The 23,009-nt window shown below is 66.7% G+C and carries 12 protein-coding genes; 5 read left to right on the forward strand and 7 right to left on the reverse strand.

What is annotated here, in order from left to right; all coding sequences use genetic code 11:
* Positions 1 to 76: 76 nt before the first annotated feature.
* The 5 genes from OU995_RS02885 to OU995_RS02905 form a co-directional block, all read right to left on the reverse strand.
* Positions 77 to 781 (reverse strand): hypothetical protein, encoded by a 705-nt coding sequence (locus tag OU995_RS02885; RefSeq protein WP_267833853.1) that lies wholly within the window; start codon positions 779 to 781, stop codon positions 77 to 79.
* Positions 778 to 1,554 (reverse strand): hypothetical protein, encoded by a 777-nt coding sequence (locus OU995_RS02890; RefSeq protein ID WP_267833855.1) that lies wholly within the window; start codon positions 1,552 to 1,554, stop codon positions 778 to 780. The genes OU995_RS02885 and OU995_RS02890 overlap by 4 nt, the downstream gene beginning before the upstream one ends.
* A complete protein-coding gene (locus OU995_RS02895; RefSeq protein ID WP_267833856.1) occupies positions 1,551 to 2,441 on the reverse strand; it encodes an EamA family transporter in 891 nt (296 codons plus the stop codon). The genes OU995_RS02890 and OU995_RS02895 overlap by 4 nt, the downstream gene beginning before the upstream one ends.
* 302 nt (positions 2,442 to 2,743) lie before the next feature.
* On the reverse strand, positions 2,744 to 9,604 hold the full coding sequence (locus OU995_RS02900) for a YDG domain-containing protein (RefSeq protein WP_267833858.1): 6,861 nt from the start codon (positions 9,602 to 9,604) through the stop codon (positions 2,744 to 2,746).
* Positions 9,605 to 9,635: 31 nt separating this feature from the next.
* Positions 9,636 to 11,330, reverse strand: a complete 1,695-nt coding sequence (locus OU995_RS02905; RefSeq protein WP_267833859.1) for a ShlB/FhaC/HecB family hemolysin secretion/activation protein — start codon at positions 11,328 to 11,330, stop codon at positions 9,636 to 9,638.
* A 240-nt stretch (positions 11,331 to 11,570) separates the two neighbouring features.
* Between OU995_RS02905 and OU995_RS02910 the strand changes: the two genes are divergently transcribed.
* Both OU995_RS02910 and OU995_RS02915 read left to right on the forward strand, forming a co-directional pair.
* Complete coding sequence (locus OU995_RS02910; RefSeq protein WP_267833861.1) at positions 11,571 to 12,389, forward strand: DNA-binding response regulator; 819 nt, start codon at positions 11,571 to 11,573, stop codon at positions 12,387 to 12,389.
* Positions 12,386 to 14,899, forward strand: coding sequence for a sensor histidine kinase (locus OU995_RS02915; protein WP_267833863.1), 2,514 nt, complete (start codon positions 12,386 to 12,388; stop codon positions 14,897 to 14,899). Before OU995_RS02910 ends, OU995_RS02915 begins: the two co-directional genes overlap by 4 nt.
* Positions 14,900 to 15,064: 165 nt before the next feature.
* On the opposite strand, the gene OU995_RS02920 is transcribed toward OU995_RS02915, so the two are convergent.
* Complete coding sequence (locus OU995_RS02920) at positions 15,065 to 15,835, reverse strand: class I SAM-dependent methyltransferase (RefSeq protein WP_267833864.1); 771 nt, start codon at positions 15,833 to 15,835, stop codon at positions 15,065 to 15,067.
* Between the two features lie 302 nt (positions 15,836 to 16,137).
* Between OU995_RS02920 and OU995_RS02925 the strand changes: the two genes are divergently transcribed.
* A complete protein-coding gene (locus OU995_RS02925) occupies positions 16,138 to 17,238 on the forward strand; it encodes a S1C family serine protease (RefSeq protein WP_267833866.1) in 1,101 nt (366 codons plus the stop codon).
* 30 nt (positions 17,239 to 17,268) lie between these two features.
* Here the strand turns inward: OU995_RS02925 and OU995_RS02930 are convergent, their stop codons facing one another.
* A complete protein-coding gene (locus tag OU995_RS02930; protein WP_267836157.1) occupies positions 17,269 to 17,736 on the reverse strand; it encodes an Lrp/AsnC family transcriptional regulator in 468 nt (155 codons plus the stop codon).
* Positions 17,737 to 18,235: 499 nt separating this feature from the next.
* Here OU995_RS02930 and OU995_RS02935 point away from each other — a divergent pair, with 499 nt between their 5' ends.
* The gene (locus tag OU995_RS02935) at positions 18,236 to 21,793 is read left to right on the forward strand and encodes an indolepyruvate ferredoxin oxidoreductase family protein (RefSeq protein WP_267833867.1); all 3,558 of its coding nucleotides are present in this window, start codon (positions 18,236 to 18,238) and stop codon (positions 21,791 to 21,793) included.
* A 275-nt stretch (positions 21,794 to 22,068) separates the two neighbouring features.
* Entirely contained in the window at positions 22,069 to 22,998 is a 930-nt protein-coding gene (locus tag OU995_RS02940) for a DUF2167 domain-containing protein (protein WP_267836158.1), read from the forward strand.
* Positions 22,999 to 23,009: the final 11 nt, after the last annotated feature.

Genomic DNA, 23,009 nt, shown 5'->3' on the forward strand with positions numbered 1-23,009 from the left:
TCCACGACTGGTATGCAGCACGATACTTGCTGCATTGCGTCCCAGCAACGCGGTGGTATCAACGCGCCATCCAGGCTCAAGGCGCCAGATCCACCCGCACCTGCAGCTCCTTCATGCGCTGCACTTCGGCATCCCGTGTGCTGTATTGATTCGCCGAACTGCCGGCGTAATAGCTCCCCGAGCGCGCGATGGTCACCCATTGGCCCAGGGGCACCTGCACCGTGCTGAGCACGCTGGCATCTTCCGACGGCGGCTGGCCGCTCGGGTCGACCGCACCACTGGGCCGGACGGTCTGCTCCTGGGTCCGGATTTCAACCGTGACCGGTGACCGCCCGCCCGACCAGGAGGGTTTGACGGTCACGCCCCGGGAGCGTTCCGCCACCCCTTGGCGCGGGGCGACGTAGTAGCGGTCCTGGCGGCCTTGCTGCCGGTCCAGCCCGATATCCACCCACTGCAGCGGGGTCACCTCATTGAGTGTCACCGAGGCCTGCTGACCATTCAGCACCATCAACCGGGGCAGCGACTGCTCGCGCTGGCTGCGCCGCTCGGTGCTGAGGGTCACGCCGCCTCGGGGGGACACCGATCCTCCGGTGCTGACCACCACACTGCCATCCCGCACGCCGGCGGCGGCCGCACCGCTCAGCGCCTGATCCACCCAGCGCAGTTCCACCCACAGGTTCTGTCGGGGGAGTTCGGCCCAGGCCGGAGCTGCGGTCAGGCAAACAGCCGCAAGCATCGGGGCGCCGATCCGGCGCAGCATCCATCGGCGGTGTGTGTTCATGGGGAAAGGATACGAGATTCCGACCCCACTGAGGCGCTTGTGCCATTCAGCGCCCGGCACCGTTCAATGTCACAGGCGGTTGGCAGCATCGAGCGGTACTCAATGACACTGCCCCAGGTGGAGGGGTCGCGCAGGGTGCAGCGGTGGCCTTTGCCGTCGTCGTAATAGGACATCACATCCACACAACGCCGCGAGTGCGCGGCCATTCCATAGAAATGGCCCATTTCATGCGAAAGCACCATCTGCAAGGTCTGATCGGACGGATACCGTGGATTGCGCTGCCGCAGCAGGCGAAACGGGCTGGGGCCCAGTGACAGCGTACGCGCCTTCACATTGGCCACGCCGAACTGGCCCTGGCTGCCCAGGTCGGTCCAGACAATCTGGATGTCCTCATCGGCCGGCGCCCGGCCTTTGGGCAGTGCCTGCACGGTGGCGGGCACGCCGCAGGCCAACCACGCCTGCACCGCCCGCTGCGCCAGTGCCAGCACCTGAGCGGCCGTCATCCATTCCGGTGCGGCCTCATGCCGGTACACAAAGCGCAAGGGGCGAGACACCGCACTGCGGTCCCGACCGTCACCCCACGTACTCCATTCACCGGGCCGGCAGGAAGCGATTTCCTGGTCCCGCACCGAGGGCGCGGCCGAGGCGGCGGCCCCAGGCACCGCCGAGGCTGCAGCGCCTGCCGTAGACGGAGACGGCGACGGCCGCTGCGCCCAGCCCGCCAAAGGGCTGCACAGCCCCATGACCAGCACCGTGAGCAAGGCTTTCATCATGCAGAGCGCAGCCGCCACGCCTGGCGCATGCGGGGCCACAGCAGGTTGATGGCCAAACCGCTCATCACCAGCGCGGCGGCGATCAACTTCCAGGGCGGCAGTCCCTCGCCCAGCAACAGCGCGGAACAGCTCATGCCAAAGATCGGCACCAGCAGCGCCATCGGCACCACCGTAGCCGCCGGATGGCGGGAGAGCAGCCAGCTCCACGCTCCATAACCAAACAGCGTGTTGGCGGCCGCCTGCCAGATCACCGCGCCCCAGGCGCCCAGGCCGGCATGGCTGAAAGCCGTGGCGATGCGTTGAGGGCCCTCCATGGCCAAAGACAGCACCAACAGGGCCGGCGCGGCAAAGGCACTGCTCCACACCACGTAGGCCAGCATGTTGACGCCCACCGCCCTCTTTCCCACCACATTGCCGCTGGCCCATGAAAACGCTGCCAGCAGCACCATGGCCAGCCCCAGCACCGTGGTGGAGCCGTCGGTATGGGAAGCGATGATGCCAATGCCGCAAGCCGCCATCAGCAGCGCCAGCCACTGGAAGGGCTGCACCCGCTCGCCGCTGGTGCGCATGGCCAGCATCAGCGTGAAAAACACCTGGGTCTGGATGACCAGAGAGGCCAGCCCCGGGGAGATCTGTGAGCCCATGGCCAGATACAGCAGACTGAACTGGGCGACCCCCACCAGCGAACCGTACGCCGCCAGGTTGCGCCAGCTGACCTGGGGGCGCGGCAGCAAAAAGATGGCAGGGAGCGTCGCCAGGGTGAAGCGAAGGGCGGCAAACAGCAGCGGGGGAAACGCATTCAGCCCCCAGCGAATCACCACGAAATTGCTGCCCCAGATGGCGACAACGGCAAGGGCAAGCAGGAAATGGCGAAACGGAAGCGTCATGGCGCGCCAAGGCGTTGGGGGCTGAACGCCCACTATGCCAGCAACCCCCTGACGCGGCCCGGTACAGATCGGCGGCAAACCCGCCAGTACAGCGTGGATGCGCTTGCCAAGCGAACAGGCGGGCGCAGACGAAAAAAAAGAGAGCAGGGGGTGACCCCTGCTCTCCCTGGACGCTGTGGTAACCCTCTGCGTCTGGTTGGAATCCGAGGACGCTGGCTGACGTGTCCCCGTTCCATGCCCCTCGGCCCCTGATCGCCGGTGGCGGCGCCTTTGAGGCGTTGCCACCGGCGGGGTCGGCGCGCTTACTTGGCGGCGGTGAAGCGCAGCACCACAGCCCGCACCTTGTTGACGCTGGCACCCGTCGCGGCCTTGAGCGCGCTCAGCGCATAAGCGCTCAGTGTGTCGCGGCTCATGGAGGCCAGCGTATCCGGCACCAGGGCCACCAGCGTGCCGTCTTCCAGCAGCGTGAGCTGCATGACAGCGCGGTCGCCACCTTCCAGCGGCAGGACCGCCTGGGTGCGGACGCTCACCGAGCCGGTCAGTTGCGGCTGGCTGCCCTGCTGGCCGTCCTGTCGCTGCAGCGACAGGCTGGTGCCTTGATCGACCACACGATATTGGCCTTGGAAGCTGAGGGCAGTGTCGGTCTCGGCCACGAAGATCGGCATCACGGTTTCGGTCACCGTGGACGCGCCATTGCCGCTGCCCTTGCTGCCGCTCGATGCGCCGTTGCTGCCGTTACCGGACGAAGCGCTGCCATCGGCAGAGCCGGTGGAACCGGTGGAAGCGGAAGCACCCGCAGACCCGGCGTCATTGCCGGCTCCGGTGCCGCTGGCACCCGTCGAGGCATTGCTGCCGCTGCCGCTGCCGCTGCCGCTGCCGCCGACGGTACTCACGCTGACGCCATCGGCGGTGCGGAATTCACCTTCGGTGGTGAGTTGGACGGTCGTTGCAGAAGCAGTGGTGCCTTGAGCACCGCCGTCCGCCTGGCCTTGCGATCCCGAGTTGCTCGTCGACCCGGTGCCCGCTGCAGAACCAGCGCTGGAGCCGGCGTTGGAGCCTGCACCGCTGCCGTTCCCAGAACCCGAACCGGAACCAGAGCCGTCACCGTTGCTGGTGCTGTTGGCGTTGCTGTTGCCGTTGCTGTTGGCGTTGCCGTTGGCGTCGCCAGCACCGGATCCGTTGCCACTGCCGTTGCCGGAACCGTTGCCGTTGCCGGAACCGTTGCCGTTGCTGGAACCGTTGCCGTTGCCGTTGCTGGAACCAGCGTCACCGCCAGTTCCAGTTCCAGTTCCAGTTCCAGTTCCAGTTCCAGTTCCAGTTCCAGTTCCAGTTCCAGTTCCAGTTCCAGTTCCAGTTCCAGTGCCGGTGCCAGTGCCCGTGCCGGTGTCCGTGCCAGACCCGGAACCCGAGCCATTGCCCGAGCCATTACCGGATCCCGCAGAGCCACCGCCGTCAGTGCCGCTACCGCTACCGCTACCGCTGCCGTTCCCGTTGCCGGACGCGCCGTTGCCACTGCTGCCACTGCTGCCACTGCTGCCACTGCTGCCGCTGCCGCTGCCGTTGCTGCCGGAGCTGCTGTTGCCCCCCGTGCCGCCATTGCCGCTGTCACCAAACAGTTCCGTCGTGCCCGCCGCGCCCGGCAGCAGGGTCGAACCGGTGCCGCCCTGGCCACCGCCGCTGGAACCGCCGGTCTCGGAGCCCTTGGTCCCGTTGCTCGTATCGACCTTGGCCACCAGGCTGTCCAGCGCGCCCGTCGCCGGGTTCGCGTTGATGGCACCGCTGGTCGTCACCTGGCTCTTGTCCAGCTGATAGTTGGCCGCGTCCGTGCCGCTCAGGCCCAGGTCCACCGTCACCGTCTTCGACACACCCACGGCCGCGTTGTCATAGCTGCCGGACAGGGTCGTGTTCACCGTGTCACCCGCCACCACGCCGGACAGCGCGCCGCCACTGACCTGCGCCACCGTGCTGCCGTCATAGAGCTTGGTCGTGACGGTCACGTCACCGGCGGAGATCACCTTGGCCGTCACCGTTCCGGTGCTGGTCAACGCGCTCGACTGGAAGGTGTAGTTGCCGGCATCCCCACCGCTGAGCTGCAGGTCCAGGTTCACCGTCTTGCCCGTGCCCGCATTCTTGTTGGCAAAGGCGGCCGAACCGTTGGCAGCCACATCATCGCCCTCCACCACGTTGCTCAGGCTCACCGAGTTCAGCGTGGCCGAGGTGTTGCCGTCGTAGACCTTGGTGGCCACGTCCGCGCTCACCACCACCGTGCGCGGCGTGATGCTGGCCGTCGCCGATGTGTCAAACGCGTAGTTGGCCGCATCGGTGCCGCTGAGCGTCACGCCATTGATGGTGACCGACTTGCCGCTGCCGACGTTCTTGTCGGAGAAGCTGGCGCTCCCCACCGCCCCCACGGACACGCTGTCACCCGCGAGCACACCGCTCAGGCTGACGGTGCCGACGGTGGCCGTGGTGGTGCCGTCATACACCTTGTCCTGCACGCTGCCGGCAGCCGCACTAACGCTCTTGGGCGTGATGGCCGCAGTGGCCGAGCCGTCGAACACATAGTTGGCCGCGTCGGCGCCGCTCAGGCTCATGCCGCTGATGGTCGCTGCCTTGGTGCTGCCAGCGTTCTTGTCCGTGAAGCTCGCGCTGCCCGTGCCGCCGATGCTGACGGTATCACCCGCCACCACACCGCTCAGGCTCACCGTACCGAGTGTGGCGGAGGTGGTGCCGTCATACACCTTGTCCTGCACGCTGCCGCTGGCGGCACCAATGGCCTTGGGCGTGATGCTGGCCGTCGCCGAGGTGTCGAAGGTGTAGTTCGCAGCATCCGCGCCGCTCAGCGTCAGGCCGCTGATGGTCACCGCCTTGTTGGTGCCGGCGTTCTTGTCGGAGAAGCTGGCGCTGCCCGAGCCGCTGACACCCACGGCGTCGCCCGCCACCACACCGCTCAGGCTCACCGTGCCCAGCGTGGCGGTGGTGGTGCCGTCATACACCTTGTCCTGCACGCTGCCGGTGGCCGCACCGATGGCCTTGGGCGTGATCGTGCCGATGTTGCCGCTGGCCGTGGTGCTGGTCAGGGTGTAGCCATAAACCACCACACCGCCATTGCTGGCACCCGTCAGCGACACCCCGTCCACGCTCACCAGCTTGCCGGTGGCCACGTTCTTGTCGCCGTACTCCGCGCTGCCGGTCACGCTGTAGGTGACCACGTCACCGTCGATGGTGCCGCTGCTGGTGTAGTTGCCAGCGCTCAGGCTGGCCGACGTGGTGCCGTCGTAGACCTTGCTGGTGGAACCCGTCAGGCTCACCGTCACCGTGGGTGCCACGGTGTAGAGCAGGCCGTTGCCGGTGCCCAGCACCGTCGAGGCTGTGGTGGCCTGGTATTGCTTGAAGTCGGGGCTCAGCCCGCCCCGCACGTCGTTCAACGGCGAGGTGGAGTACACCAGCCAGCGGCCGGCATCCGACTGAAGCGCGGTGGCGCCCGCGTTGTTGATGAAGTTGCGGCCGGACGCCAGCAGGATGCCGGTGGTCGCGCCGCCGCTGTTGGTGGCGTGCACCGCCTGATCCAGCGTCAGATCCGAGGTGCTGCCGGTCAGGCGCAGGTCCACCGTCTTGTCCACGGTGATGCCGCTCACGCCGTCCACCGTGCCCACGGTCAGGCTCTTGCCGTTGGTCAGCGTCAGCGAACCGGCCTGGGCGGCCACGGTGCTGACTTGCTGGGTGCCGCTCAGGGCTACATCGCCGCTGCCGGCTTCGATCGCCAGCTTCGAGGCGGTGACCACCGTGCTGCCGGTGATGTCGCCGCCGGCGGTCTGCAGGATGACGGTGTTGCCGGCCGTCAGCGGTGCATTCAAGGTCAGGTCATCGGTCAGCACATGCAGGCGCAGGCTGCCGGTGTTGGCGGTGATGGCATAGGGCAGCGTCATCGAGTCGCCCACCAGGGTCAGCTCATGGCCGACGGTGGTGGTCACGGCGCCTTGCGCTTCCAGGGTCGTACCGGCACTGCCGATCACGATGTCCTGCGAGCCGTTGAACTTGCTCAGCGAGGTCTGGGTCAGCGCGCTGCTGGAACCGCCCACGGTCAGCACCTGGCTCTGATCGACCGTGTCGAAGCTCACCGTGGCCAGGCTCTGGCCGCTCACGGTGGCGCCGCTGGCGTCGAAGCTGAGGGCCTTCAGGTTCAAGGTGGCATCGCCGCCGCCGAGCTGGATGCCGGCGTTCAGGCCCAGGCTCGCCTGGGACACCAGGGTCACCGTGGTGGGCGTCGTGGTGGAGATGGTCAGGCCATTCACGCCGTCGACGGTGCCCAGGCCCCAACCGCTGGTGTTGCCGGTCTGCACCAGCGTGTCGCCGCCGACATTCAGCGCCAGATGGGTGAAGTCGAAGGTGCTGCTGGTCAGCGTGGCGCCGTCAGTGGCCGTCACCGCCAGATTGGCGGCCGACACGCCGCCGTTCACCCCTTCTACATGGCCGCCGCTGATGATGTGAACAGTGGAGGCATTGGTGCTGATGTCGCCATCAAACACCACGTCGCCGCCGTCCGAACGGCCGACCACCAGCGTGGCTGCGTTCACGGCCGAGGTGGAACTGCTCGACAAGGTGGAGCCCAGGTGCAGATCCGTCCCAGCGCCTTCCTGACGCAATGTCACGGTGCCGCTACCGCCATTGGCGGTGACGGTCTGTGCCACGTTGATGTTGTCACCGCTCAGCGTGACGTTGCCGGTGGTGTTGGTCAGCGTACCGGCGCTGATGTCGATGTTTTTGTTGACCAGTTCCAATGTGCCGGTGGCGCTGAAACTGAAGTTGTTGGCCAGCGTGATGGTGCCCGTGCCGTCTTCCCGGCCGATGGTCAGGTTCTTGATGCCTTGCAGCATCGAGAGCTGGGACACCGACGCAAAGCCGGTGCTGTCGCCCAGCACCATGCTGGTGGTGACATCCGCAGGCTCCAGTCGGATCGAGGCGGTGCTCAGGTTGTTCAGTGTGGCGCCGGTGAAATCGATGGCGCTGCCACGCAAGGTCAGCACACCGCTGCCGGTGTTGAGGTTGACCGTGCTGGAGAAGGTGATGACGCCATCCGTCAGGATGCTGGCGCCGGCGTTCATGGTGAAGGGTGTGTCAATGTCCACATCACCGCTGGCACTGAGCACACCCCCGAGATAGCGGGTGCCGGTGGTGTAGCTGCCGTCGGCCTTGAAGTAGAGACGGCCGCTGCCCAGCGTCATGCTGGAGTTCAGATAGATCTCACCGGTACCGGCGGAGATGTAGAGATTGCCGCCGTTGGTGGTGACCGGCGCGGACAGGGTCAGACCACCGCCGCTGGCGTTGTCCGAATCGGCCCAGATGCGCACGTAGCCGCCATTCGTGGTCACCGAACCGCCCACGGTGACACCGTCGGCGCCATACAGCGTGACCGAGCCGGCGCCCGGCGTGCCGCTGCCCACGGAGCTGACCGAGTGCGTCGGCAAGGTGGTCGGATTGGTGCCGGAGCCCCAGGCGATCAGGTTGCCAATGTTGGTCAGGTAGCCGGTGCCGGTGGAGCCGGCCTGCATGTAGATGCTGCCGGTGCCAAACACTTCCACCGTGTTGCTGGCGTTGGCAAAGGAGATGGAGCCCGAGCCCGTAGTGCCGGCTTCCAGCCGCAGACTGACGTTGTTGAGCATCGTCAGCCGACCATCGCCGCCGTTCAGGTTCAAGTCGGAGATCGTGATGTTGCCCGTGGCCTGCAACGTGACGTTGGCCTGCTGAGCTTCCAGATCATTCACATAGACGGTGCTCCCGGAGATGTCGCCGGAGCCACTGCCACCGCTGATGGTGACCGTGTCGGGGTCCAGCAGCAGTTCACCGGTGTTGCCCTTGTCAGCACGTGCATCGGTGACGCCGCTGTAGCTCAGCGATTGCTTGCCTGACACTTCCGCCTGACCGCCGTCGCCGCCATTGGCACCGCCGCGCACTTCAATGCGGCCGGCGAAGCGGGTGGTGTCGTCGGACCAGAACACCACCTGGCCGCCGTTCCCGTTGTCGGTGGCGCTGGCGGTGGCCTTGACCGTGCTGTCGGCGGTCACGGTGGTGGCATTCATCACGCTGCTGTCCGCGCCTTGATAGCCGCCGCCCACCTGGATGGTGCCGCCGCCGGTTGCGCCGTTGGCATTGAGGGTGGCCCCGCCATCCAAGCTGATCTGCTGGCCGGTGACGGTGATGCGGCCGCCCTGGGCGCCCGACGAGCTGGCGTCCAGCGAACCGGAGACATGCACGGCACCGTTGCTGCCGCCATCCAGCACGATGCGGCCGCCGTTGTCAGACAAACCGGTCGCCTCGATCACGCCTTCGTTGTTCACCACCGTGGTCATCGCGGTGCTGGCGCTGCGGGCGCTCAGGGTGACGTTGTCGCCCTGGATGCTGCCGGTGTTTTCCACCAGGCCGTCCAAGGTGGCGCGATCCACGGTGAAGCTCAGCAGGCCGTCCCCGCCGAAGTCCAGGGTGACCTGGTCACCGGCCGCCAGGGCCACGGTGGACGCCTGGATGCTGCCGCTGTTGCGCACCACCGGGGCGATCAGGGCCACCACACCACCCGTCGCCTGGATGTTGCCGGCGTTGGTGACGGCACCGGCAGAGCCGTTGCTGGAGAAGGTGTAGTTGCCCGACAGGAAGTCGTTGTCCGACACATTCAGCGAGCTGGCCACCAGGCCGCCCACATTGACCTGTGCGGTCTTGCCAAAGATCACCCCGGCGCTGTTGAGAATCCAGACATTGCCATTGGCCGTCAGCGATCCCTGGATCTGGCTGGGCACGCCGCTGTTGACGCGGTTGAGGGCAATGGAGGCGCTGTTGGGCTGGCTGAAGGTGACACCGGCGCCGGAGCCGATGTCAAAGCTGTTCCAGTTGATGACCAGCTTCTGGCTTTGCTGCTGGACATTCAACGCGCTGCCGTTCTGCGACATCGTCGCTGCACCGGCGGCCACGGTGGCGCCGGTGGGCAAGGTCCCCGCATCGAGGGCCGACGCGGCTTGGCCTGCCAGGCCCAGCACCAGGGCGGCGGCGGCGCAGCGGACGGCGCCGGAGGCGCGCTTGCCGCGCGCCCGGGTGGTTTCGGCGACGGCCACGTAGGCGCCGGTGGCCTCGTTCCAGACCAGGCGGTAGGCGTGATTCAGAGAGTTCTTCATATCGTGCGTGTTCTGCTTGGTGTGGGGGGGCTCAATAGGCGACGTTCAGCTGCACCCAGGCGCGCTGGCGGTCATCACGACCATCGGCATCCAGGCCGGCGGCACTGCGGCCGGCGTTGTGGCCGATGGCGTGTGCCCAGGCGGTGCGAACGCTCCAGCGCTCTCCCGACACGTTGAAGCCCAGGCCGGCGCCGGCCAGGCGGTAGTGATTGGTGGAGGGGTCCGCCAGCGCGCCCGTCCACGGGTTCTGGTGCTGGGTGATGCCGCCCACGTCCACAAAGCCCAGCCCCTGGGCCCGCAATCCGTAGAAGCGGAAGTCGCGACGCAGTTCCATGCTGGTCAGCCAGCCGCTGTCGCCAGAGGCCTCGCCCACGGCATAAGCGCGCACGCCGGCCGGTCCGCCCAGCATGAACTTCTCGGAAGAGTCCAGGTTGTCGGTGGCGAGCTGGCCGTTGGCCGAGACGAACAGCGTCCAGCTGCCCAGGCCCGGCAGGCTCTGGTTGCGGGCCACATGCCAGTTCACCTTGGTGAAGCTGCCCTGGGTGGATGCACCGGCGGCATCGGCGCGGGCATCATCCGGGTTGCGGCCCAGAGACACCTGGCCGCTGGCCACACCAGCGCCCCAATCGGTCTGGCCGCCGCCCAGCATGTCGTCCCAGGCATTGGCCGAAACGCCCACGCTCATGCGGTCCACCCGGCGCCGATGCAGGGACACGCCCAGCGAGTCGTCGTCCAGACGGCGCTCTTCAGCATCCAGCGTCAGCCAGACGTTGCGCTCCCGCGCACGCTGCAACGGGAAACTCAGGCCGCCACCCAGGCTGCGGGCGGTGCCACGCAGTTCCAGCGGCGCCAGGTCCAGGCCCACGCTGTAGCGCAGGTAGGAGGCATTCAGGTTGGCGCGCAGCCCCTTGGGCGACAGGGCCCAGGCGTAGGACACCGCCGCCTGGCTGGTGTCGCGGGTCTTGCTCAGCGAAACAAACGCCTGGTCTTCACGCTCCAGCGGGCGGTTCAGCACACCGCGCACCGTGGCGCGCGCCTCACCGGTGTAGCGGTTGGCAAAGTTGTCCAGCGAGGCGGAGGCGCCCCACGACGGCTGCTCTTCCACCTTGGCTTCGATGCGGCTGGTGCCGGGCTGGTCGCCCTTCTCCAGCGCGGAACGGACGGTGACGCCGGGCACGTCGCGCATCAGCAGCAGCGCGCGCTCCAGGTCCTCGGCACGGGCCGGGCCTTGCGGCAGGTTGGCATCGGCGATGGCGCGCAGGCGGGCCTGCAGTGCAGCGTTGCCACCGGTCAAACCGAGGCGGCCGGCGCCGTCCTGCAGACGGCCCGGCACCACGGCGATCTGAAGCTCCCCACCGCTGAGGTCCTGACGCGGCAGATAGGCACGTGCCAGCAGGAAACCCTTGGCCTGCAGCCGCGCCGTCACGCGGGCCGCCAGGGCCTGCATCTGGCTGTGGTTCAGGCGCTGGCCCACACCGTCGGTGACCCAGGTCTGGAGTTCGGCCTCGGTGGCCAATCCATCGGCACCGGTGAAGCGCACCCGCTCCACCAACGCAGTCAGGCCGTGGCTGGAGACCGCAGCACCCAGCGCGGTGTCGGCCTTGGGTTCGGTGCTGGGTCGCCCGACCGGTGCTTCCACCCGCTGTCGTTCGTTCAACAGTTGCCCGGCATCGGGCGTGGCGGCGATTGTTAACAAAGGCGACATGCTCAGCAGAGCAGCCGCCATGCGCAAATTCTTGATGTCTTGCACCTGGGTTCCCTTGGTCTTGTGTGCGTGGGTCGCGTTTATCCACGCGCCTGGACCGGGGGGGTTTTGCGAAAACGCCTGCACTCTTTGCCAAAAGGAATCGAGGCACACATTGAGTGCAACGATGTGAAATTTTTACGTGGCAGTTGTGCGCGCTGCGCGACGTCTCAGCGGGCGCGACCCGCACAAGGAAGGAGGGGCACCGGACAATCGATCCCTATGACGGAGACCGATACCGCCGTCCCCCCTGGGGCCGCGGCGCCACTGATACTGCTGATCGACGACGTGCCCGAGGATCTGCGCTGGCTGAACGAACTGCTGCGCAAGGAATACCGCATGGCCTTCGCCCACAACGGCCACCAGGGCCTGCAGCGGGCGCAAGCCTTGCGTCCGCAACTCATCCTGCTGGACGTGGGCTTGCCGGACATGGATGGATTTGCGCTGTGCCGGCTGCTCAAGAGCGACCCGCTCACTGCAGCCACGCCGGTACTTTTTCTCAGTGCTCACAACCAGCCGGATGACCGGGTGAACGGGCTGGGCCTGGGCGCCGTCGACTTCATCAGCAAGCCCTTCTGGCCGGAGGAAGTACTGGCCCGTGTGCGGGTGCATCTGGCACTGTCGGCCCAGTTGAACGGCAAGGACGACCCGGAGGCCTCCACCGACAGCGGCAGCGGCAGCCCGGAGGGTGGCGCCCGCAATCCGGACGGGCTGCTGGTGCAGGAAGCGGTGCGCTACATCCGCGCGCATCTGGCCGAACTGCCCCCGGTGCCGGAACTGGCACGCCGGGTGGGGCTGCATGAAAAACGCCTGCTGGCGCTGTTCCGGGATCATCTGGGGCAGACCGTCTCCGGTTTTGTCAGCGAAGAACGCATGCGCCACGGCGCGCGGCTGCTCGCCGAGACGGCCATGACCGTGCAGGACGTGGCGCTGGCCGTCGGCTTCAACAACCCCGGCAACTTCGCCACGGCCTTTCGCACCCGCTTCGGACAGAGCCCGGTGGCCTACCGCATGTCGGCGCGCGAAGGCACCCTGCAGTGACGCGGGGTGAGGGCCGCCTCACCGCCAAGGGGCGGCCCGGTGCGGTGGTCGAGCGGGGCCCATGGGAGGCCCGGTTTGAGGCGATGTTTGGCTTGCTCTTTCACTCGCTGCTTCACTGGCTGCTTCACTCGCTGTTTGGCTCAGGGATTCGCTCGCCGTGGAGCATGCGGCTGGGCGTCCTGCCAGGCACTCTTGCAGGCGCTTTCTTCCTGCTGCTGGCGTTGCCCACGCGCGCCCAGGCCATCCTGGAGCTGGACCCGCATCAACCGCAGATCGACCTGACCCCCTACGTGGCCCTGCATGTGGACCCGCAGGGAGACCAGGGCCTGGGGGCGGTGCTGACCGCCCAGGATTTCAAAGCCGCCAAGCGCAAGGACCTGCAGCCCAGCTACAGCCCGTCGGCCTACTGGCTGCGGATCCGGCTGCACAACCGGTCCCCGGAGCCGCTGCGGCGTGAACTGCGGGTGCCGCCGGCGCGGCTGGAGCAGATCACCTTGTTCACGCATGCCGAGGGCATGGGCTGGCGCCGCTCCGATGCAGGCACGGCCGTGCCATTTTCCCAGCGCGACCTGCCCCACCGGGTGAGCACCTTCACGGTGGAACTGGAGCCCGGCGAGCATGTGGAACTGCTGCTGCGCGTGGCCAGCCGAAGCTCCATCAACCTGCGGCCGCAGTTGTGGGAGCCTGCAGCACTGGCACTGCGTCAGCAGCGGGAACTGCTGGCTGACGGCCTGATGCTTGGCATGATGTGCCTGTTGCTGCTGCTGGCACTCGCCCTGGGTGCACTCCTGCGGGAGCGGGCCTACGTCTACACCGCGCTCTATGTGCTGAGCTACATGCTCTATGAATGTGGCATGCGAGGCACCAGCTTCATGCTGCTGTGGCCCAACGCCACCGACTGGGCGCTGCGTTCGCTGTCCACCTTTGCCATCCTCTCCACCTTGCTGCAGGTGCTGGCGTTGTCGCGCATGCTGAAGCTCTCCACCACCCAGCCGCGTCTGCAGCGCACCCTGCGCATCCTGGCGCTGGCCAATGTGCTGGGCATCTCGGTCTGCCTGTGGGGCAACTATCCGCTGGGCACCTTCATCACCGCCCAATTCAACACGGTGATCCTGCTGACCATGCTGGTGGCGACCTGGCGGGCGTGGCAGGCGCGTCATCCGCTGGCCAAGCCCTGGATGGGCATGCTGGTGGCCGGCATGATGGGCATGGCTCCCCGATATGCGGAGTTGCTGGGGCTGCTGCCTTACAGCGCGCTGAGCGACTACGCACCGCCGATCGCCAGCCTGCTGGGAACGCTGCTGGTGCTGGGCGGCCTGCTGCGGCGGATGCAGCGACAGAAGGCGCGGCAGGAACTGCGCCTGGAACTGGCCGTGCGTGAACGGACCCTGGCCCTGGACGAAGCCCGTCAGCGGGCAGAGCGCAGCGACCAGGCCAAGGGCCGGCTGCTGGGCTATCTGGGCCATGACCTGCGTGCGCCGCTGGCTTCCATGGTGCAGGTGGCCCGGCAGCTCAAGCCCGATGCGGACTTCGAAGCCAGCCGCCACGCCATCGAGCACAGCAGCCTGCTGGCGCTGGAGATGATCGACGAGATGCAGCATTTCTCGCGGGCGCCGGAATCGGAGGCGCGGCTGGTGATCCTGCCGGCGCCGCTGTATCTGCACGGTCTGCTGCAGGAGATCGTGACGCAGAGCCAGGCCCTGGCACGCGCGGGTGGCAACACGCTGACGCTGGTGATCCACCACGAACTGCCGGCCGTGGTGCAACTGGACGCGCGGCGTCTGCGGCAGGTGCTGGTGAATCTGCTGGCCAATGCCGCCAAATTCACGCGCGGAGGGCGCATCGTGCTGCAGGCCGGTCTCTCGGCCGAAGGTCAGTTGGCGCTGGCGGTGAAGGACAACGGCCCAGGCATTGCCGAGGCGGATCTGGGCCGGGTGTTCGAGCCGTTTGTGCGGGGCGCCTCGGAAGGGTTCCGGCCGGGAATCGGGTTGGGGCTGAGCATCGTGCAGCAGTTGGTACAAGCCATGGAGGGCGAGATTGCGGTTCACAGCCGGCCGGGGCATGGGGCGCGATTTGAAGTGCGTCTGCCCTGGATGACGGCGCAGGAGCAGGAAGTGTTGTGGCCTCCCGCCCGGCCATGGCTGGCGCAGCCGATGGGCGAGGGTCAGGTGGCCTTGCTGCTGGACCGCTGCGACACCGTGCGCGACTCCCTGCGGGAGCGGCTGGTGCTGGCTGGATTCGAATGCCTGGAGGCCAGGACGCCGCAGGAAGCGGATGCGCTGCTGCGCGAGCAAGCGGTGCGCCTGCTGGTGGCGGAGCCGGAGCTGACGGAGGACATGCCCACCTGGCTGGCCCAGTGGCATCGCCAGCCGGGGCTGGCGCTGCTGCTCTGCAGCCAGTGGCACACGGTGCGGCGCGGCGGGCCGCCGCGGCTGCTGAAGCCCGCACCGGAGAGCGACTGGTGGCTGACGCTGACCGGACTCCTCCGGCATGAAGAGGCAATGTCCTGAGCGGTGGGGGCATTCAGGTGCTCAGGTGCCCGGGTGCTCAGGCGGTAGGCGGTAGGCGGTAGGCGGTAGGCGGTAGGCGGTAGGCGGTTAGGCGGTTAGGCGCTGGGGTGAGCGCGGACAACATCGCAGATACGTCACGGGCCACCTCACGGGCCCAGTCACTGGCTATTTGAGCGGCCGCGCATCACCGGCTGCATCATCGGACGCATCATGGGACACATCACCGGCGGCTTCATCACGCAGCCGTGCGGAGAACCACAGGCGCTGTGCATCCAACGCTTCCGGTGTGGCAAAGCCTTGCGCGTGCAGCAAAAGCACGATCGGTGGCTCTTCCAGCGCGATGACGCTGAAGGCATGGGTCCAGGTGTCGTCTCCGAGCTGATAACGCAGGGTCATGCGGACTTGCACGCCATCCCGGTCCGGGCTTCTCGAGACGGAGAGAACCTCCATGGATGCCGTACCGGTGCTGCTGGCGTCGCCCACGGCGGCGGTGGTCAGCCAACCCGGGGGCTGACGCTTGAGGATCAACCGGCCGTCCGGTGCGACATGACGGGCGGCAGCGGCGACGAAAGCGCGTCGCACGGCGGCGTCTGCATGGTTGATCATGCCGCTGGGCAGCAGCACGACGTCAAAGCGTTGAGGCAGTTGCAGGGATTCAATGTCCGCCTGCACGCGATGAACGGCATCGCAGACGTACCGCAGCATGTCGGGTGAGTTGTCGACGCCGGTCACCACGCAGCCCCACTCCACCAGCCGGTGGGTGAGCCGGCCGGTCCCGCAGCCGAGTTCCAGCACGGTGGTGCCTGCCGGCAACCAAGGCCTCAGATGCTCGATCTCCCCGGCATGCACCGAGCGTCGATACAGCTCCACCGAGCAGCCATCCGGCGCCTGCGGGCCGGGGCCTGTTCCGCTGAAATGCAGGGGGGGCTGTGGCATGGCTGACGGTCTCCATATCCAAGATATCCAAGATATCCAAGATGTCCAAGATGTCCAAGATGCGTTTGATGAGGACACGGTAGGCAGCATACCGAGGGACCTTACTGCGCGTGGGCTTGCGGCATCTCACCCCTCCCACAGCGGTGTCAGCGCATGGATAGAGAAGCACACCACCCTCACCGCCATGACCCGCGCTACATGATCACGCTCGCTGTGGCAATCGCCGCATGGCCGGATTGCGGCCCCGCCATCGGCGACATACAACACGCGGTGTATCTGTCACCAGCGCCGAGGGAGGCGTCATGAAAACCACAACCGCAGCGGCCCTGCTGGCCGCCGCATTGCTCGGGGGCTGTGCATCGTCCACGCAGACCATCACCAACACCAAGGCCTCGGACGAGGTCAAGGCGAAGAGCTTCAGTTCCTACAAGGAAGTGCTGTTCGTTCCCCCCAAGGAGGACCCGCGCCAGGTCGTGCCACGTGTCGTCAAGGAAATCGAAAGCCTGGGCCTGAAGGTCACCAGCCTGGACCCCAACAAGCCGATCGAGCCGCCACAGGGCACGGCCTTCGTCATCAGCCCCGACGGCTGGATGCTGACCTGCGCCCATGTGCTGAAGGACGAGAAGGAAGCCACCATCACCCTCAACGGTCAGCGCTTGCTGGCCGACGTGGTCAAGGCCGACACCAAGGTCGATCTGGCCTTGCTCAAGCTGCGTGAACCGCTGCCCAAGGACACGCCGGTGCTGGCCTTCCGGCAGGCCCGGCCGGCGGCCATGGGCGAGGATGTCTTCACCATCGGCTACCCGCTCAGTCGCCTGCTGGGCAACAACGCCCGCATGACCAAAGGCCTGCTCTCCGCCACCAGCGGCCTGCGCGACGACGCCAATGAACTGCAGGTGTCCGCCGAAATCCAGCCCGGCAACAGCGGCGGCCCGCTGCTGGACGCAAACGGCCAGGTGCTCGGCATCGTCCGCCAGACCCTGAACCCAGGCGCCGTGGCCCAGGCCACTGGCGGCGCCCTGCCCCAGAACGTGAACTTCGCAGTCAAGGACGAGCCCGCGATCAAGTTCCTGCAGGACGCCGATGCTGAGGGTGCCAAGGCCCTGGTGTTCGACCGTGTCTCCCCCCTGGACACCGCTGCCAAGGCCGTGGCCAAGGTGCAGGCGGGGATTGTGGAGGCCGACGGCAACCGCAACGACAAAGTGCTGGTGAAGCTGTTCTACACCAGCCACTGGGACATCTGGTGGCGCTTCCGCGTCTTCATCGTCGCGGCTTATGACTATGAGACGCTGGAACCCCTGTTCGCAACCGGCCAGGGTCGGGACAACCTCATCAGCAATGAAGATGTGGTGATCCACGACACGATGGAGAACTTCCGCAAGTCCCTGCGGGACAAGCACTGACCCCGCCCGCCGCCGACCGGCGGCCCTGCCTCACGGCTTCAGATGCCCCAGGGGCAAGGCGCCGCCGGCCTTCACCTCCCCCAGCGAGAAGCTGGTGTGGATGTCCTTCACATTCGGCAGGTTCAGCAGGGTGTCGATGGAAAAGCGGCTGAACGCATCCAGGTCGGTGGCCATGACCTGCAGTTCAAAGGTGCCCGCCCCGCTGATGTAGTGGCAGGCAATCACCTCCGGCAGCGCCCGGATGGCCTGCTCCAGCTCCCGTGTGGCCGCACCGTTGTTGCGGTCGGCATCCACCCGCACAAAGGCCAGCACCCCCAACCCCAGCTTGCGTCGGTCGATCTCGGCCCGGTAGCCGGTGATGAACCCGTGCTCCTCCAGCCACCGCACCCGTCGCCACGTTGGCGCGGCGGACAGCCCGATCCGCGCCGCCAGTTCCGCGTTCGACAGGCGCGCTTCCCGCTGAAGCGCCGCCAGGATGGCCACGTGATAGCGATCCAGGCCACTGACGGTGGTGCCGCTGCCGCCATCGTCTGGGTCACCAGACGGGTCTCCGGATGAGCCGCACGAAAGATCGAGCGATGAAGCGGCAGATGAAGCGGTCGATGAAGCGGCCAAAGAATTGGGCCGAGACGGGGCCACGGAAGGGCCCGATGTCGAGGTCGCCAGCGGTGCCGGCGGCGTCAGGGTTTTCCCTTGACGTTGATTTCGCGATGCCAATGGATAGCTCCGGCGTTGTCTCCAGCAAGATTCTTGCTCAAGTTGGCTTGTACAGGGCATAAAGAGCAAGCACTCGCCGCGGGGTATTTCCTACACTGAGGTGCTGGTCCGCCCCCTGCCCCTTGGCCGGCAAGTCATCACTTGCCCCAGCCAGCGGCGGGGATTCCACCAGCATGACAACATGGCGCTGAAGACATTCAGCGGTATCTGGCAGCACGGCCTCGCAGGCCCGCCACAAGCGGGACCCGACGGTGCCGGCCACCAACAGGAGACACCCCTCATGAATGCCCCCTTGCCCGAACACATCCTGCGTGCACTGGAAACAGTCAGCCTGGACGACAAATACGCGTTGGACGAGGGCCGCGCCTTCATGAGCGGCATCCAGGCGCTGGTGCGCCTGCCGATGCTGCAACGCACCCGCGACGCCATGGCCGGCCTGAACACCGCCGGTTTCATCTCCGGCTATCGCGGCTCGCCGCTGGGCGGCTACGACCAGGCGCTGATGGCCGCGCGCAAGCATCTGGCCAAGCAGCACATCGTTTTCCAGCCGGGCGTGAACGAGGAACTGGGCGCCACGGCCGTCTGGGGCACACAGCAGCTGGCCCTCTTCCCCGACAAGAAGAAGTTCGATGGCGTGTTCGGCATGTGGTACGGAAAAGGTCCCGGCGTGGACCGCTGCATCGACGTGTTCAAACACGCCAACATGGCGGGCACCTCCCAACATGGCGGGGTGATTGCGATTGCCGGTGACGACCACATCGCCAAAAGCTCCACCGCCGCGCACCAGAGCGACCACGTCTTCAAGGCGGTGGGCTTCCCGGTGTTCTTCCCGTCCAGCGTGCAGGACATCCTGGACATGGGCCTGCATGCCTTCGCCATGAGCCGCTTCTCCGGCCTGTGGTCCGGGCTGAAGACCATCCAGGAGATCGTGGAATCGTCCAGCAGCGTCAGCGTGGACCCGGACCGGGTGCAGATCCTGCTGCCCGAGGACTTCCCGATGCCGGCCGGTGGCCTGCATATCCGCTGGCCGGACCCGCCGCTGGACCAGGAAGCCCGCATGATGGACCACAAGTGGTACGCGGCGCTGGCCTATGTACGGGCCAACCGCCTCAACCACAACGTCGTGTCCACGCCGAACGACCGCTTCGGCATCATCGCCAGCGGCAAGGCCTGGAACGACACGCGCCAGGCCCTGCATGACCTCGGCCTGGATGACGACGCCTGCCGCCGCCTGGGCATCCGCCTGCACAAGGTCAATGTGGTGTGGCCGCTGGAAGCCACCATCACCCGCGACTTCGCCCAAGGCCTGCAGGAGATCCTGGTGGTGGAAGAGAAGCGCCAGATGATCGAATATCAGCTCAAGGAAGAGCTGTACAACTGGCGTCCCGATGTGCGCCCCAATGTGCTGGGCAAGTTCGACGAAACCGAGGACGACCTCAGCGGCGGTGAATGGAGCCGCCCCAACCCGAGCAGCCACTGGCTGCTGCGCCCGCAGGCCGACCTGACCCCGGCCATCATTGCCCGCGCCATCTCCAAGCGCCTGCTCAAGCTGGGCGTGGATGCCGACACGGCCGAGCGCCTGCGTGCCCGCGTGGCCCTGATCGACGCCAAGGAGCAGTCGCTCAAGAGCGAAGAAAAGACCGCCGGCGGCGCCGACCGCACGCCGTGGTTCTGCTCCGGCTGCCCGCACAACACCAGCACCCGCGTGCCGGAAGGCTCCCGCGCAGTGGGGGGCATCGGCTGCCACTACATGGTGACCTGGATGCCGGGCCGCAACACCGCCACCTTCACCCAGATGGGCGGTGAAGGCGTGCCGTGGGTCGGGCAGGCCCCGTTCACCGACGAGAAGCACATCTTCAGCAACCTGGGTGACGGCACCTACTTCCACAGCGGCATTCTGGCCATCCGCCAGAGCATCGCGGCCGGGGTGAACATCACCTACAAGGTGCTCTACAACGATGCGGTGGCCATGACCGGCGGCCAGCAGGTGGGCGAACGTCCGGAAGGCCACAGCGTCTTCCAGATCATGAACAGCCTGATCTCCGAAGGCGTGGCCAAACTGGTGATCGTCACCGATGAACCACAGAAGTACGAAGGCAAGGCACTGGCCCCCGGCGTGACCGTGCATCACCGCGACGAGCTGGACGCGCTGCAGCGCCAGTTCCGCGAGATCACCGGCACCACCGTCATCATCTACGACCAGACCTGCGCCACCGAAAAGCGCCGCCGCCGCAAGCGCGGCAAGCTGGTGGACCCGGCCAAGCGCACGGTGATCAATGAAGCGGTGTGCGAAGGCTGCGGCGACTGCTCGGTGCAGTCCAACTGCCTGTCGGTCGAGCCGCTGGAGACCGAATTCGGTCGCAAGCGCCAGATCAACCAGAACACCTGCAACAAGGACTTCTCCTGCGTGAAGGGCTTCTGCCCCAGCTTCGTCACCATTGAAGGCGGTGAACTGAAGAAGCCGAAGAAGGACAAGCGCCTGAACCCGTTCGACGCCAGCCTGCCGCCGGTGCCGCAGCCGCTGGTGCCCAATGCCGAGAAGGCCTGGGGCATTGTGGTGGCCGGGGTGGGGGGCACCGGTGTGATCACCATCGGCCAGTTGCTGGGCATGGCGGCGCATCTGGAAGGCAAGGGCGTCATCACGCAGGATGCGGCCGGCCTGGCGCAGAAGGGCGGTGCCACCTGGAGCCACATCCAGATCGCCAACAGCCCGTCGGCCATCTACTGCACCAAGGTCGGCACGGCCGAAGCGGACCTGGTGATCGCCTGCGACTCCATCGTCGCAGCCAACAAGAGCACGCTGGCGGTGATGCGCGAAGGCCGCAGCTACGTGGCGCTCAACACCCACGGCTCGCCCACCGCCACCCTGGTCAACAACCCGGACTGGAGCTTCCCCGGCGGCGCCTGCGAAGCCGCAATCGCCAAGGCGGTTGGCCAGGAGCATCTGGGCATGTTCGACGCCGAAGAAGTGGCCGTGAAGCTGCTGGGCGATTCGCTCTACACCAACCCGCTGATGCTGGGCTATGCCTGGCAGAAGGGCCGTGTGCCGCTGAGCCATGCCGCACTGATGCGTGCCATCGAGCTGAACGGCGTGCAGATCGACAACAACAAGGCCGCGTTTGAATGGGGCCGTCGCTGCGCGCATGACCTGGCCGCCGTGCGTTCGCTCTATGCCACGCAGCAGGTCATCCAGATCGTCAAGCGTCAGGGCGTGGAAGAGCTGCTGAACCGCCGGGTGGAGTTCCTGACGGACTATCAGAACGCCGCTTATGCTGCGGACTATCGCGCCTTCGTCGAGCGGGTGCGCGCGGTGGAAGCACCGCTGGGCAGCACCCGGCTGACCGAAGCGGTGGCGCGCTACCTTTTCAAACTGATGGCCTACAAGGACGAATACGAGGTCGCCCGTCTGCACACCGACCCGAAATTCCTGCAAAAGATCCAGGCCCAGTTCGAAGGTGATTACAAGGTGGTGCATCACCTGGCCCCGCCCCTGTTCGCCAAGAAGGACGCACAGGGCCAGCCGGTGAAGTCCGCATTTGGCGGCTGGGTCCGCCCCGCCATGCGGGTGCTGGCCCGGTTGAAGGGCCTGCGGGGCACCGCCTTCGATCCGTTTGGCCGCACCGAAGAGCGCCGCACCGAGCGCCAGTTGATCCAGGACTACCGCGCCAGCATCGAGGCCATCCTGGCCAAGGGGCTGACTGCAGAACGCCTGCCGCTGGCGGTGGACATTGCCCGGCTGCCGGAAGACATCCGCGGGTATGGCCACGTCAAGGACCGCCACCTGGCCGCCGTGCGCACCCGCTGGGCGCAGCTCAGCGCGCAGTGGAGGGCTCAGTAAGCCCCAAGCCCGGATCGCTCCACAGGCCCCAGCGCCGGCATCACCCTTCCACTGGAGCTTCGGCTCCACCCTGGACCGTGGCGCCGCCGCTGCACCTGTGCGATTGCCCCCACCTGCGCATCCCTCTCAAGGGGGGCGGTGCGGAAGTTCCTCAGAGAACTTCAGGCTGCACTCACTAGACTCTCGCCCTTCGGCCCGCTAGAGAGGCCGGTTTTCGGGAGGGATTCATGAGTCACCACATCTGGCGCGGCATCACCCGCGCGCTTCAGCAGCACATGGGCCTGGGCCAGCACCTTGGCCTCCATGCCGGCCGCATCGCTTCGGCTGCCCTGCTCGGCGCCTGCCTGCTCGGCACGTCGGCCCAGGTCCGGGCCCAAACGCCGGAGTCGCCCGCCCAGACAGAGGCCAAGACCGCTTGGGAAGAGGCCGGCAAGGCAGCGGTCAACGGTCCGCATGATGTGAAGCTGGCCAACCAGGCCACCCTGCATCTGTCCGAAGGCAAGGTGTTCATTCCCCAGCAGCAGGCGGCACGGTTGCTGCGGGTCATGGGCAACCCCGGCGACTATGCCGACCTGCAAGGTCTGGTGATGCCGCGTGGCGATGAAAACTGGATGGCCATCGTGCGGTACGAGAAGTCCGGCTACATCAAGGACGACGACGCCAAGAACTGGAACGCTGACGACCTGCTCAAGAGCTACCGCGAGGGCACCGAAGAGGCCAACCAGGAGCGCAGCAAGATGGGTGTGACGCCGATTGAAATCGTCGGCTGGGCCGAGCAGCCGCACTACACCGCCAGCAAGCATCAACTGGTCTGGGCCATGAGCACCCGCGACAAGGGCGCCCCCGCCGACCAGCCGCAAGGTGTCAACTACAACACCTACGCGCTGGGCCGTGAAGGGTATGTCAGCCTGAATCTGGTGACGGGTCTGAAGGATCTGCCCAAGGACAAGGTCGAGGCACAGAACATGCTGTCGGCCCTGGAATTCGACGAGGGCAAGCGCTACCAGGACTTCAACGCCTCGACCGACCATGTGGCGGAATACGGCCTGGCAGCGCTGGTGCTGGGCGCAGGCGCGAAGAAGCTGGGCCTGCTGGCGATCATCGGCGCCTTTGTTGTCAAGTTCGCCAAGCTGTTCATCCTGGCTGCGGTGGGTTTTGGCGCCGCCATCCTGAAGTTCTTCCGGCGCGACAAGTCAGGCGCCTGAGCGTTTGAGGC

This window comes from Roseateles sp. SL47, assembly GCF_026625885.1.
Classification (GTDB): domain Bacteria; phylum Pseudomonadota; class Gammaproteobacteria; order Burkholderiales; family Burkholderiaceae_C; genus Roseateles.

Bases quoted from the DNA above. Each gene is read 5' to 3' on its own strand.
- OU995_RS02920 (WP_267833864.1), bottom strand. From the start codon at position 15,835: ATGCCACAGCCCCCCCTGCATTTCAGCGGAACAGGCCCCGGCCCGCAG.
- OU995_RS02905 (WP_267833859.1), bottom strand. From the start codon at position 11,330: ATGGCGGCTGCTCTGCTGAGCATGTCGCCTTTGTTAACAATCGCCGCC.
- OU995_RS02900 (WP_267833858.1), bottom strand. From the start codon at position 9,604: ATGAAGAACTCTCTGAATCACGCCTACCGCCTGGTCTGGAACGAGGCC.
- OU995_RS02890 (WP_267833855.1), bottom strand. From the start codon at position 1,554: ATGATGAAAGCCTTGCTCACGGTGCTGGTCATGGGGCTGTGCAGCCCT.
- OU995_RS02925 (WP_267833866.1), top strand. From the start codon at position 16,138: ATGAAAACCACAACCGCAGCGGCCCTGCTGGCCGCCGCATTGCTCGGG.
- OU995_RS02935 (WP_267833867.1), top strand. From the start codon at position 18,236: ATGAATGCCCCCTTGCCCGAACACATCCTGCGTGCACTGGAAACAGTC.
- OU995_RS02885 (WP_267833853.1), bottom strand. From the start codon at position 781: ATGAACACACACCGCCGATGGATGCTGCGCCGGATCGGCGCCCCGATG.
- OU995_RS02940 (WP_267836158.1), top strand. From the start codon at position 22,069: ATGGGCCTGGGCCAGCACCTTGGCCTCCATGCCGGCCGCATCGCTTCG.
- OU995_RS02895 (WP_267833856.1), bottom strand. From the start codon at position 2,441: ATGACGCTTCCGTTTCGCCATTTCCTGCTTGCCCTTGCCGTTGTCGCC.
- OU995_RS02910 (WP_267833861.1), top strand. From the start codon at position 11,571: ATGACGGAGACCGATACCGCCGTCCCCCCTGGGGCCGCGGCGCCACTG.